Origin of the sequence: Escherichia sp. Lx600-2 (assembly GCF_036662595.1) — a bacterium.
Classification (GTDB): domain Bacteria; phylum Pseudomonadota; class Gammaproteobacteria; order Enterobacterales; family Enterobacteriaceae; genus Escherichia; species Escherichia coli.
This window is the reverse complement of record NZ_JAYQWM010000089.1, coordinates 1-13,162: the sequence shown is the minus strand read 5'-3', so window position 1 is coordinate 13,162 and position 13,162 is coordinate 1. Positions and strand designations below refer to the sequence as shown.

Sequence of the window (13,162 nt, the reverse complement as noted above, 5' to 3'; positions counted from 1 at the left end):
CTAACCTGTTGTCAGGAGCGGATTTTTTGCCATATTGAGCAAAATGTGGTGAATCAGCTAGGAAAGTAATTTGTATCAGACATAGGAGAGTTTTTTGTTTAATGGATTTGTAAAGCGCGACGGAGTGCCGCGCTCGATAAGAAGTTAGAGGTTAAAATAGTTTTTTCTGCGGGGGGCCCGAGAAATTCATTTTACCGATATGATTCATTAATACTTCAACGACAACTGGCCGCTTTAAAGCAACAGCTTGATGAAGTATAGGTTGGAATTCGCTGGGTTTATCTACCGTTAGGGCGGTGATCCCCATCGATTGTGCTAGTTGGCTAAATGATGGTGTTAATAACTCATTATAATATTGGCGACCTGAGAAATATTTTTCCTGAATACCACGCATGACACCATAACCTTGGTCATTCATGATTATCAACACAATCGGTAGTTGTTCTTGAGCCATAGTCGCAAGCTCACCGACCCCTAACATCAAGCCGCCATCCCCAACTAAGCCAATCACTGCGGTATTTGGGTTGGCTTTCGCACTACCAATGGCCATCGCAAGGCCTAAGCCAATGGCACCCGCTAAGGAATGAATATTGTGCATCGGCTGTGTAGCTTTTAATAAACGGCTGCCCCATAAGCTGCCTGATACAGTAATGTCCCGCACAAAAATACCATGTTCGGGTAAGGCTTGCTCGACAGCATCACTGAGTTCACTGTATGGCCCGCATTGTGCCCTTAATTGCTGTTCTGCCAACTGAACGGCTTGTTGTATTTGCTGTTTCCATGCAGAAGAAACTGGGCGGTTAGCTTGCTCAATTTTATCGGCAAGCGCATTAAGCAGGCCTTTACAATCCCCTGTGATATTGAGGTCGGCTAAGTAATTGCGGTTTGCCGCTAACGGGTTAATATCAATTTGGATGATGGGGTGAGGTAATGGTAATGACCAAGTTTTAGTCTCATTACTGCGTAACCGGGAGCCCGCGACCAGCGTCAAATCACATTCACGCATTAATGTCTCAATTGAGTCCGCATTATGAAAAGCACGCAGGCTGAACGGGTGATCATCCGATAAAATACCTCTTCCATGGGTGCTGCTGATCACGGCGACACCTTGGTTAGCCAAGCGTTTAACGGCTTCTACCGCCTGCAATGCACCGCCACCGACCCACAATAATGGGCGCTGTGCATGCTGAAGTTTGTCCCAAATGGCTTCTATCTGTGATGAGCAAATTGCGGGCAAAGTTGGCACAGAAAGCGGGGCACTTAATAAGGACAATGGCACTTGGGCACTTTGAATATCAATGGGGATTTCAATCGAAACAGGGCCACATGGGGCGGTTTGCGCAACTTGGATTGCTTTATGCAGTGTCGCCACCGCTTGTTCTGGTGTATGTACACGGAATGCTTGTTTAGAGCTTGAACGCAAGAAACCCAGTTGATCCGCTGTTTCATGAATAAACCCTGCATCCATATCTAAATAGGCTTTTTCAACCTGCCCAGTAATGTGGAGCATTGGTGAACAAGCATTCATAGCTTCAATCATTGACCCCACTGCATTTCCTGCTCCAGCCCCCGTACTCGTTAGCGCGACGCCTAAGCCACTAAAACGGCTGTGTGCATCGGCCATAGTTACTGCTCCGGCTTCTCCACGGCTTGGGGTAAAGTCAATTTTAGCACGACGGCCAATCGCATCGGCAATAGGTAAATTGTGAATAGAAATAACCCCGTAAACCGTTGTGACTTGGTATTGTTCAAGTGTTCTGGCGATAGCTTCGCCAACTGTAATCATTTCAGACATTGTATTCTCCTAAATGCAGCCGTAATCCTTTAACGGATAAGCTATTCACACCAACGGTTTGGTTGTGGGTTAAGTGCCAAAAAAAGGCTTTTTTGTTGCATATAGGCTTTTAGGCTTTCTAAGCCTTTTTCTCTGCCAATGCCACTTTCTTTAAAGCCCCCAAATGGGGTTGAGATGGAAAAAACTTTGTAGGTATTGACCCAAACTGTTCCTACATCAAGGGCATCCGCCAGTTTAAAGGCGCGAGTATAGTCGCGAGTCCAAATCCCCGCAGCCAGCCCATAAACGGAATCATTAGCTTCTTGGATCAATGTGGCTTCATCATCAAAGGGGATCACCACTAAGACGGGGCCGAAGATTTCTTCTTGGCAAACACTAGATTGATTACTGAGGCCTTCAATAATGGTCGGTAAGAAATAATTGCCATTTTGTAGTGCGGGGTCTGTGGGAACGGTACCGCCAAGGCGAATATGACCGCCTTGTTGGACGGCTTGTTCAACGTAGGTTTTGACGCTATCACGGTGAGCCGCTGAAATTAAAGGCCCCACATGGATGCGTTCTTGCCTTGGGTCGCCAATAATCAAGTTCTGGGTTAATTGGGTTAATTTTTCCATAAAAGGTTGGTAGATATCGCGGGCAACAAATAAGCGAGAACCTGCGATACAAGCTTGCCCCATTGAACTAAAAATACCGTAACAGACTCCATGAGCGGCAATGTCTAGGTCAGCATCTGCTAGCACAATTGTTGGGGATTTCCCACCCAGTTCGAGGGAGGTCGTGATCAGTTTATCAGCCGCAATATGAGCCAGTTGGCGACCCGTGTTTGTCCCCCCGGTGAAAGAGATTTTTCGCACTAACGGGTGGCGAACCAATGCATCACCCACAATAGAGCCTTTTCCCGGTAATACGCTGAGTAAGCCACTTGGTAACCCTGCTTGTTCAAAGAGTTCTGCCAATTTTAATGAAATTAGTGGCGTGGCTTCTGCAGGTTTTAAAATAACCGCATTACCTGCGGCAAGCGCCGGAGCAATTTTTTGCATATCGCTGGCAATGGGGGAGTTCCACGGTGTGATGGCGGCGATCACTCCGATGGGTTGGTAAGTGCTTATTGTCATCAAGTCTGGTTGGCGTCGAGGTGGAAGCTCCCCTCCAGAAACCTCACAAACGGCGGCAAAATAACGTGCGGTGGCGGCTGCGCTCATGACTAAACCACGCGCTTCAGCCCACGGCTTCCCGTTGTCCAAAGTTTGTAATTGCGTTAAGGTTTCACGCTGCTCATCAATCAATGCGCTGACGTTATATAAGATAGCCGCGCGTTGATGCGCAGGCATATTGCGCCAGGTAGGTTCTCGCCAAGCTTTGTCCGCCGCGTTTACGGCGTCTTGGACATCTTCAAGGCTGGCACTGTTGAGAGTAGCAACGACATGGTTATCACCCGGAAAACGTGATTGCATTTCAGGTCCACGACCTTGTTGCCATTTTCCCCCCACAAAAATATCCATTTTATTCATGATTAGGCTCCTATTAGCTTACCTGTTGCTCAGCAATACGGCGGCAAATTTCAACGGCACTTAGGGCTGCAAGCATAGATGTCTTTGGGTTTGAAGGTAGGGGGTTGCCATTTAACTCAATAGAAAAATGCCCGAAATCCCCTCTTACATCAATTTGATGCGAATTTTTGGTGGTGTCCGGATCAACGATGAGTTGTACCTGAGTTGCATCCATACCTATGCCATACAGTGCAACGGTAGCGGCAACATTAGCATTGGCTGGGAAGTTCAAGGCAGCTTCTCGCGCACTACCACTAAAAAAGGCGGTAGCTTCAGAGACACTCGATAAGTCGATATAACGCTCAGCAGCACCATTGCGCCAACTGGCAGGGCTTTTACGTGACTGATAAATGACGTGGGTAATGTTCGCCTCTTTGGCTGCTCGTAAACCATCAAGCCCAGCAACCGCGCCTGAGAGAGGAATTAGTTGGCTTTGATGACGCTTTGCTAATGTGGTTAGTGTGTTTTCGAAAGTGGCATCAGCCAGTACACCAGTGGAAATAATGGCAAGAGTCCAGCCCCTTTGTAAAATGGTTGGCGCATACTGCTGTACCGCTTGATGACCAGCACACTCCAACACTAAATCGGGGTGTTCGTTAAAGTCATCAAGGCTATCAATAGGGAGCACCGCGCCCTTGAAGCGTTCTTGTATTGCGTTATGGTGATGAGGGCGAGCCACAACCCAGCGAAGGGTTATTCCACTAGGTAAACGAGCAATCACTTCTTGTGCCATTGCACCATAACCAATCAACATTAATGTTTTCATAATTAACCCTTTAAATGTGATGGCTAAAGCCACCCGAAATATCTAAAGCGGCACCGGAGGTAAACGAAGCCATCGGTGAAGCTAAAAAAACTAAGGCACGGGCTGGTTCTTCTGGTTTCCCCAAACGTTGCATCGGGATCCCTCGCTTGTTAGCGATATCGCCAATCCATTGCTGCCAATCCAAGCTTTTATCACTCCGGTTTTCGAAACGACGCCGCCATTGGTCTGATTCGACCATACCGAGCAAAATTGAGTTAACGCGTATCCCTTTGGGTAGCAATGTTTTCGATAAATTTAATGTCATGTTCAACAGAGCAGCGCGTGCGGCAGATGTGGCAACCATATGGGGCTCGGGTTGTAACGCTAATAACGAATTAACACAGGTAATTGACGCAATATTGGATTGTTCTAAGAAAGGTAAAAAAGCATTTACTGGGTTAATGACACCAAATAATTTTAATTGTGCTTCATGTAACCAAGCGGCTTCAGGAGTGTCAGCATAGCTTGCAACATAGCCTTGACCCGCATTGTTAATCAGAAGATCAACTTGCCCATAGTGTTGATAAACATGTTGAGCGAAGTTTTCTGTTTGTGCCTTATCGAGGACATCACAGCGCTGTGCGATAAATTCCCCTTGAGGGTAGAGAGACCGTAATGTATTGAGAGCGTGTTGTAGTTTTTCAGTATCTCGACCACAAAAAGCAACTTTACAACCTTCGTCGAGTAACAGTTTGACTGTTGCAAAACCAATACCAGAGCTCCCTCCAGTCACGACAGCAATACGGTTATTTAACTGTAAATTCATAAGGATTCCTTTATTCGACTGGGTTGTATACCGTCTCTAAAAATTGTTTCAAATGGTGATTAAACTGTGTGGGGGTATCAAGGTAACTGGCATGTCCCGCTTGTTTAATCAACCAAAAAGGGCACTCTTGTTGTATCGCGAGCTGCTGTACTTGTTGTGGTGGCGTAATGGTGTCATCAGCGCCTGCCAGTATTTCGATTGGCCCGTTATAACCCTTTAAATACAAACTAATATCGTCATGGGCTAACATCCATGCTGCCGCAAGAAAGCCTTGGGGATTAAGTTTTTCCATATTTTGTTTCACCCAATCGATTTTTTCTGGGGTTGCATTGGGTGATAGTAGGGCGGCGGCTCGGTTTTCAGCATAGGCTTGTAACCCTGAATTAGTTACAATCATCTGCCGTTGTTGATACACGGAAGCTTGCTGTTCAGGGCTTTTAGAGGCATAGCCTTGAGCTGGATTAGCTAAAAATAATCCTTTTACTCGCTGAGAATATTGTGCGGCAAAAGCGCTAGCCATCAAGGCTCCGAGTGAATGCCCGACTAAAACGACCTGTTGTATTTTTAGGCTATCTAAAAAAGCTTTTAATGCTGTAGCATAGTCAACAGCAGTTGGTTTCGCTGTGTTGAGCATTGAGCTGCCCGAATAGCCGGGAGCATCCCAGCTATACAGTCGATAGTGGTCGGTCAGTGATGAAGAAGCCAGTTGGCTTACCCATGAGGCCGAGCCAGAGCTGATCCCGTGCAATAAAACGACGGCATGCCCATGACCTGAACAGCGCCAATTAAGGCGGTATTGGCCAAAATCAGCCAGTTGTTGTGCAGGAAGTTTTTCGATTGGCAAATTCATCACTGATAACTCCGGTTAGTTACGTTTCACTTTAGATAACGGGTGGTCTTCTGGGTAAGTCGGGATTGCAGGCTTTTGTGTGCCAATCATCACGCACATTAATGCCTCTTCCTCTCCATGATTAAATAGACCACGGTAAATCCCCGCTGGAACAGAAATTAGGTCACGTTCTTTGAGAACCGTTTCATACTCTTCGTCACCATCACGAACAAATAGCGTAATAGTGCCCTTCAGCATGAAAAACACTTCTTCAACATCAGGATGTAAATGTAAGGGGCCTTCACATTTGGCAGGTAATACCATGGTGGAGAAAGTGAAGTTCTCTGCGGGGACGGTATTCACGTCATTAGCAACACCTGTTGCACCAGTACCGATGTAGCGCATTTGGGCACGACGATATTTAGGGTCGTAATCAGCTTGGAATTTCAAGGCGTTCCAGTCATATTTACGGCCTTCAAGGCGAGCAATTCGTGATTCTATCCATTGTGCCATTGGGATATCTTGGGGTTTGATTTGAGGTTGTGACATAGCGTTATCTCCTACACAGAGTGATTAGTATTTTTTCAGTAGAGGCAGAAGTAGTAGGCTGCCGACTAAACCAATAATTACGATAAATAACAGCCCGCTATCCATAGTGTGAGTGGCGGTGATCAGCACCCCCATCAGCAGAGGTGCAGCCGCGCCAGCGAGGTTTCCTAGGCCATTGAATATGCCACCGGCCAATGCACTGACTTGTTTTTGTGTGACTTTAGCGAGTAGAGCGAAGATATTGGGAGCACCTGCTCCCCACATAAACATGCTAAATGCCATCATGAGGATGATGCTGTAGGTATCAGTGAGGAATAGCACTCCAGCTAAGCCCAATACCGCACCTAAGAGAGATACAAAACACACTAAAGCTCTACGGTCATAGCGGTCAGACAACCATGCGCCTATTCCTTCGCCAAACAACATGGCGATAAAGGGGAGAGAGGATAAGACCCCTGCATGCTCTAAGTGGATTGATTTCCCTTTAATTAAATAGCTTGGTAACCAGCCATTCATCCCCCAAAGATAAACAAGAAAAGCGATGTTAAACAGGCAGATAATCCAAAAATGGCTATTTTGGAATAAGCGTTTTTTATGGGCTTGTATGGTCGCGAGCTGTTCGGCTGGTCGTTTTTCACCCGCTGAGTTTTTGGTTTGAGCCTGACGATTTACTAAGTTAGGGTGACGGATACCAATCACGACTAGCCACCAAACGGGTACGGTAAAGGCCGCCATCACAAAGAAGGTACTTTGCCAGCCAAAATTATTCAGAAGATATAGGGCGATAGGGAAGCCTAGAGCCGCTCCAATTGGAGTTCCAAGTAACCACATCATAGTGGCGCGAGCCTGCATCTTAGGTGGAAATGTGCGGCGTACAATGGCGTAAGCAATGGCTAGTAGGGGGCCTTCAGCAATACCGAGCAAGATCCTCAGAAAAACCATCGTGCCGTAATGATGGGTAAACCCCATGAAAATCATTAAGAAGCACCAACTGCTAATCATAAACAGTAGCATTTTGGTTGGGTGGAATCGGTCGCCAATTCCACTAAGTAACATTGAGGAAACGCCATAAGCAAATAAAAATGCGCTCATCAGCAGACCTAAACGTGTTGGATCAAAGTCAATGCCAAGTGCCTGCTGAAACTTTTCATCTGAAAACAGAGCTGCAATACTGATTTTGTCGAAGAAAGCGAGCAATACACAGGAAAATAAGCCAATTGGGATTAACCAATTAATTTTTTCAGGGATGTCTTGGGCTTGTTGGTCATGTTCCTTGGCTTGTAAGGTAATGCTTTGATTAGCCATGTTATTTCTCCTTGCTGTACACTATTTCAGTGACATCAGTGAAAATGTTGGATCAGCAAGTTCAGAAGGATCCAGTTTGCGGTGACTTTGCATCCAACGCTTACCTAGCTTGATAGCGCGTGCATCATTGAAAGCAATCATTTGCACCAATTCATTAGTGTCATTCAGGGAAAAATGGACCTCTGAGTTTGGTGTATAGCGCTGGATGTGTTGTTGCGCTTGCGAAGTTGGTATGCCCAATATTTGAATATTATCTTGGTATTGATCCGACCATAGCCAAGCTGGTTCATCAAACCCTTCTGATTGCGGGTTTAACATGGCTTTTGCCGTCGTGATGGCTTGGTTTTGTGCGTAAGCCCAAGATTGCAGACATAAAGAAAGTGTTGGATGACAAGCCACGTCGCCAGCAGCGTAAATATCAGGGTGTGAGGTTTGCCCTTGGTCATTGATAACAATACCATGGGTGATATCAAGCCCAGCTTGTTTGGCGAGTTCAAGGTTTAATTCAACCCCAATCCCCATTACGGCTAGGTCGAATGTTTGCCATGGTTGCTTCTGGCAAGTGATTTGTAAGCGAGTCACTGACTCCCCAAGCTTAATGTCACCACAATCCGTAATGATATGTACGCCAGCTCGGGTATGGCGCTGTGCCAATGCTTCAGAGACATTTTGTGGAACGCTGCGTTCGCATAGGCGGCTTTGACGCTCAAAAATTGTGACATCTATTCCCATTTGACGTGCAGAGGCAGCGACCTCCAAGCCAATCCACCCGCCACCAATGATGGCAATTTTCTTTGCCTCAAGGAGTGCTGAGCGTAGTTGTTGTGCATCGTTCCATGAGCGTAATGCGAAAACTTGTGGGTGTTTTTGCCAATCATTGGAGAGGTAACGGGGGCGTCCACCTGTGGCGAGTAACAGTTTTTCAAATGTTACAATACGGCCATCATTGAGGTGAACACATTTTGTTTTTGTATCAATCTTAGTGGCTCGCACTGGGCGAAACCATTGCAAATGTAAGGCTTGGGTGGCTTCTTCACTAAATAACCGAGACAGCGCAAAGCTTTCTAGTGTGAGTGCGGCTTTTGATAGCGGTGGGCGTTCATAAAAGTCATGATCTTCATCGCTGATAACAGAAATTTGGCCTTGGTAACCTTCATCTCGTAAGGTTTTTGCCGCCCAGCCACCTGCTTGCCCACCGCCAATAATGACAATACCACCTTGGATTAAGGAATTCATAGGGTTACTCCTTTACCGGTTTGACTTGACGACGGGTTTCATAATCTAGACCGCCTTCCACCGCCCACTCGGTGAATGAAACCAGTGAATGTTCCAGTTCGCGAGGCTGCCATTTATCCGTCAAGAAATCGTCATTGGTGTAATATTCAAAGGCGCCACCGGTCGGGCTGTTAACGTACCAAAAATAAGCCGATGAAATCGGGTGGCGACCAGGACCAATAAAGGTGCTCCATTGCTGCCGGTTCATTGCTAAGCCCCCGCCAATGACTTCATGGATATCACGTACGGTAAAGGCAACATGATTAAGGCCGCTGCCACGGTGTGGTAATTTGAGTAGGAATAAATTGTGATGACAACCATTAACTTGAGCACGTAAAAAGACAGCACGGTCGATATAACGGTCAGAGACTTGAAAACCCAGCTTTTGGCAATAAAAGGCTTCTGTGGACGGTAAGTCGTCGACAAAAAATACCACATGGCCCACATTAATTGGCGTTGCTTTTTCGTAAACAGGGCTAGGTTGATCAATACGGCGAATATCCCCCCATTGGTTGATTGGTGAGATTTCTATTTCGACGCTCTGTTGCTGAGTGACGGTAAAAGCCACTGTCATACCATTCGGGTCACGGCATTCGGCGCCATCTCCAGTAAGTTTGAAACCATCACAGCCCTGAATGTTTTCGATGATTTTATTGAGTTCAGTGGCATTTTCCGTCCCCCAAGTTATTCGACGCAGGGTTGAGCCTGTTTCAAAAGCAGGGGGAAGTGTAGGGTCTTGATGGTCAAAAAGTTGTATTTTTGCCCCAGAGAGCGTCGAAAATAATGACGGGTTGACCGCGGTAACCTGTAGGCCAAAATCATGTAAAAATTTTTGGCAGTTAGGGATGTCTTCGACACCAAATTCTAATTTTTCTATTCCAATCACTGACATAGCAAAGTCCTCTGTAGATTGGTGTTATTGCCAAAGGCACCTTTTGGGCAAAAGGAGTCTGAGGCTTATGGCAATAAACCTAAAAATGTAGGGTAGATAATTGGTTAACGCTAAACGGCTTTTGCTTGGTTCATACCACCAATAAATTCAGTCAATCTTTGCGCGGCATAACTCACTTCATTTTGTAATCGCTGGCGTTCCTGTGCCGGAATACTGTTCATCGGTACCATGATGCTAATCACCGCCTCTACGCCATTAGCTTGGTTGTAGACGGGGTAAACAATGGATGAAATCCCCCGACGATAAAATGATTCGCCGATCACGTAGCCACGCAATTTGTCGGCTTGGATCATTTGCCAGAATTCGTGTTTACTGCCTGCATTGTCGGGTAACTCATCGTGAGGGTAGAGTGCATCAAATTCCGCACGGTTCAGCCCACTAAGTAGCATGCGCCCAAGTGAGGTACGATGCGCGGATAAACGTGTTCCGACACTGACGTGGTTAATTTTTGATTCGGCACCACTGACCCGAGCGATATAAATAATATCTGTGCCATCGCGGATAACTAAATGGCTGTTACATTGGCTACGGTCTCTCAATTGTTCGATAATGGGTTGACCTAATTGAGTTAAATCTAACGATGCAATATAACCAAGACCAAGGCTTAATACTTTTCGCCCCAGAGAAAAGGCCCCTGTGCGTGGGTGTTGGACGAGAAAATCCAAATGCACCAATGTTTGGATAGCCCGATATGCCGTAGCCTTTGGCATATCGACTAAGCGCAAGATTTCAGCAAAAGTTAACTCACGATGTTGCTGAGCGAGGAGAAGAAGAAGTTGTAACCCTTTTTCCAAACCCGGTATTAAATATTTGCATGTTGAACTCATTGCCTTAACCCCTTAGCCAACTTGGTTAGTTAATTAAAAACAAAGCCACCATTAACGGGAATTAATTGCCCTGTGACAAAATTAGCCATTGGTGAAAGTAGATACAACGCGGTGCCCGTTACGTCTTCAGGGATTTGTTCACCTTGTAGTGCTCGGCCATTTTCATAAAGCTGGTGGCGCTCAGCAGGGACATATTCTGTTGCTTCAACTTTGGTAAGCCCCGGTGCAATAGCATTCACACAAATGCGGTGAGTACCAAGTTCGCGAGCCATTGAACGAGTCATACTGATAATGGCCCCTTTACTGGCGACATAAGCCATTAGCTTTGGTGCACCCCACAGTGCAGTATCGGAGGCAATATTGACGATTTTTCCATGGCCACTGAGTTTTAAAAATGGCAAAGCCGCTTTTGTGACTAGCCATGTTCCTCTGACATTGACGGTCATGACGTTATCCCACAGTGCTATGTCATACTCATCCAGTAACTTGCCGCCTACACCTGTTGCAAGAGCTGCGTTATTGATCAAACCATCAATAACCCCTTGCTGACCGATGATATCGAATGCATGCGCTATTGAATCAGGGGAAGCAAGGTCAAGCTGAACACCTTGTGCATCAAGGCCTTGGTTACGGAGTGTTTCAACGCTTTCTTGTAACCGTTGTTCTAGGATGTCACATAAGACAACATGAGCCCCTTGCTGTGCTGCGGCTTGGGCAAAACTAAAGCCAAGCCCTCTGGCTGCCCCAGTGATAACAATCCGTTTGCCCACTAATAAGTCACGCATTTTCAGCTACCTTGCTGTTTATTAGGTCAAATTGTTTTTTCGCTTCACGCTGCATTATCCGGCGTAGGCGCGATAGCCCCACATCATGTTGGTAGAGGAATTCTCTATTACGTGCGTTAGGCGCAAGGTTTTCTAAAATAACGCGGTCTTGTTCTAAGACATCCCAGTGCAACCCTTCTAGACGATTGCGGTACATAAAGCGCCATAAATCACGTTGCCAATCTTTGACTTTGCGGATGCGCCAGAAGAAGACCCGAGTATGATCACGGTCTTCAGGAACGACCATACCGATAATCCAAAAATGCCCACCCGGCCCAAAACGTTTTTGATAAGGAATGGATAAGCGCATCCAATTTGCGCCTGTGCTCGCAAATTCGACCCAATCGAAGTTGACGCCAATTTGGTCATTCTTACGGAAAATGAAACCATTTTTTGTCGCTTCAAGGATCATCTCTGACTGTTTGTCTCCTTCAGCCATTGAATGTGATGATGAATGGAGGTAGGTTCCGTGCATGGGGTCCATTACGTTTTCTAACGCGTACTGGTAATTGCATTTCCATGAGGCAGTACATAGGAAATGACTGTGATTTTCGTCATCCGCTAATTCTTCAGGGAACTCAAGAGCGGGTGGGGTTTCACCTTCAATGACAGCAAAGTAGAGAAAAATAGCCCCATGAATTTCTTGAACTGGGTAGGTCTTTAAGCATTTTTGCCCTTCAAGCGGACATTGGCTGACCGCTGGAACATCTTTAACGACACCGTCGCCACCGACTTCGACGCCGTGGTACCAGCAAGCAATGCGTTCACCTAGGTTCCACCCCATTGATAATCGAGCGCCACGATGTGGGCATCTATCTTCAAGTGCGTGAAGTTGGCCTTTATCATCTCGCCATAAAACGATTTGTTCTTCGAGCCGAGTGATGCCAATAGGGTTACTGCTTACTTCCCAACTGGATAATACGGGATACCATTGTCCACGTAACCCAACATCTAAATATTCTTGAGAGTTTTGAAGTTGTGTATTGGTTGTCATGATTTGCTTCCGTTTATCAAAGGCGTTTTAATTATATTTTCTGAGTAATGCCAAGGTGTTAATAACCATTGACGAGAAGAAATTCTCGGAAACTGCTGGAAGACCAAAGGTGACCTTGTCGGTCATATATTTGCAGTTGGTTTAATGCGCTAACTAATTCATCAAGGGTTTCAGTGCCTGCTGCAAATAGAGTCTCAAGTGCCGAAATTAGAGTGGTCTCATATTCATCAGGTATACGTGAACGGGTTTGCCAAACAATATTGGGGGCACTTCCCGGTGCTTGAATACTGCCTTTCCCTCCTTCACGGGCAGGAATGATTTGGTTATTTGCAGGTAAATAAGGATTAAAATTCTGAATGGGTTCCATTTCTACTCCTCAATTAAACTGATTTCGATTTGGTTTTCGTGAACTCGCGTTTGGTAGGTTTTTAAGTCACGACCTCCTGGTTCACGTAAACATTTTCCGGTTTTGATATCGAAAATGGCTTCATGTAGTGGGCATTCAACTTTTCCATCTTCTACAAAACCTTGACTTAAAAGGGCATAAGCATGCGGGCAAACATCTTCCAAGGCGTAATATTGGTCCTCAACCAAGAAGATCCCAATCTCGGCATTATCAACTTTGGCGGAAAAAGGAAATTCTTCTTGAACCTGTGATACATCACATACCGCAATCCAGCTCATTGTTTTC

The 13,162-nt window shown here is 45.9% G+C and carries 14 protein-coding genes; all 14 read right to left on the bottom strand.

Going from position 1 to position 13,162, the window contains the following annotated elements:
* Nucleotides 1-151: 151 nt before the first annotated feature.
* The 14 genes from OQV04_RS20615 to OQV04_RS20550 all read right to left on the bottom strand — a co-directional run bounded on the left by OQV04_RS20615 (nt 152) and on the right by OQV04_RS20550 (nt 13,155).
* Nucleotides 152-1,795, bottom strand: a complete 1,644-nt coding sequence (locus OQV04_RS20615; RefSeq protein ID WP_131680053.1) for a thiamine pyrophosphate-binding protein — start codon at nt 1,793-1,795, stop codon at nt 152-154.
* Nucleotides 1,796-1,836: 41 nt separating this feature from the next.
* Nucleotides 1,837-3,306 (bottom strand): aldehyde dehydrogenase, encoded by a 1,470-nt coding sequence (locus tag OQV04_RS20610; RefSeq protein ID WP_042845632.1) that lies wholly within the window; start codon nt 3,304-3,306, stop codon nt 1,837-1,839.
* A 13-nt stretch (nt 3,307-3,319) separates the two neighbouring features.
* Nucleotides 3,320-4,111 carry an aspartate dehydrogenase gene (locus OQV04_RS20605; protein ID WP_042845630.1) on the bottom strand — a complete coding sequence of 264 codons (792 nt, stop codon included), beginning with the start codon at nt 4,109-4,111 and terminating at the stop codon, nt 3,320-3,322.
* A 10-nt stretch (nt 4,112-4,121) separates the two neighbouring features.
* Complete coding sequence (locus OQV04_RS20600; RefSeq protein ID WP_042845628.1) at nt 4,122-4,916, bottom strand: SDR family oxidoreductase; 795 nt, start codon at nt 4,914-4,916, stop codon at nt 4,122-4,124.
* Nucleotides 4,917-4,926: 10 nt separating this feature from the next.
* Nucleotides 4,927-5,766 (bottom strand): alpha/beta fold hydrolase, encoded by an 840-nt coding sequence (locus OQV04_RS20595; RefSeq protein WP_129466672.1) that lies wholly within the window; start codon nt 5,764-5,766, stop codon nt 4,927-4,929.
* Between the two features lie 15 nt (nt 5,767-5,781).
* A complete protein-coding gene (locus OQV04_RS20590; protein ID WP_042845626.1) occupies nt 5,782-6,294 on the bottom strand; it encodes a cupin domain-containing protein in 513 nt (170 codons plus the stop codon).
* Between the two features lie 24 nt (nt 6,295-6,318).
* Complete coding sequence (locus tag OQV04_RS20585; protein WP_198860958.1) at nt 6,319-7,599, bottom strand: MFS transporter; 1,281 nt, start codon at nt 7,597-7,599, stop codon at nt 6,319-6,321.
* A 21-nt stretch (nt 7,600-7,620) separates the two neighbouring features.
* Complete coding sequence (locus OQV04_RS20580; protein ID WP_131680056.1) at nt 7,621-8,835, bottom strand: NAD(P)/FAD-dependent oxidoreductase; 1,215 nt, start codon at nt 8,833-8,835, stop codon at nt 7,621-7,623.
* A 4-nt stretch (nt 8,836-8,839) separates the two neighbouring features.
* Nucleotides 8,840-9,766 carry a VOC family protein gene (locus OQV04_RS20575; protein WP_048605946.1) on the bottom strand — a complete coding sequence of 309 codons (927 nt, stop codon included), beginning with the start codon at nt 9,764-9,766 and terminating at the stop codon, nt 8,840-8,842.
* A gap of 110 nt (nt 9,767-9,876) precedes the next feature.
* Nucleotides 9,877-10,653, bottom strand: a complete 777-nt coding sequence (locus OQV04_RS20570; protein WP_042845622.1) for an IclR family transcriptional regulator — start codon at nt 10,651-10,653, stop codon at nt 9,877-9,879.
* Between the two features lie 29 nt (nt 10,654-10,682).
* A complete protein-coding gene (locus OQV04_RS20565; RefSeq protein WP_042845621.1) occupies nt 10,683-11,438 on the bottom strand; it encodes an SDR family oxidoreductase in 756 nt (251 codons plus the stop codon).
* On the bottom strand, nt 11,431-12,471 hold the full coding sequence (locus tag OQV04_RS20560; protein ID WP_048605948.1) for an aromatic ring-hydroxylating oxygenase subunit alpha: 1,041 nt from the start codon (nt 12,469-12,471) through the stop codon (nt 11,431-11,433). The genes OQV04_RS20565 and OQV04_RS20560 overlap by 8 nt, the downstream gene beginning before the upstream one ends.
* Before the next feature lie 58 nt (nt 12,472-12,529).
* Nucleotides 12,530-12,838 (bottom strand): recombinase-like helix-turn-helix domain-containing protein, encoded by a 309-nt coding sequence (locus OQV04_RS20555; protein WP_042845619.1) that lies wholly within the window; start codon nt 12,836-12,838, stop codon nt 12,530-12,532.
* Between the two features lie 2 nt (nt 12,839-12,840).
* The gene (locus OQV04_RS20550) at nt 12,841-13,155 is read right to left on the bottom strand and encodes a Rieske (2Fe-2S) protein (protein ID WP_042845618.1); all 315 of its coding nucleotides are present in this window, start codon (nt 13,153-13,155) and stop codon (nt 12,841-12,843) included.
* Nucleotides 13,156-13,162 lie beyond the last annotated feature (7 nt).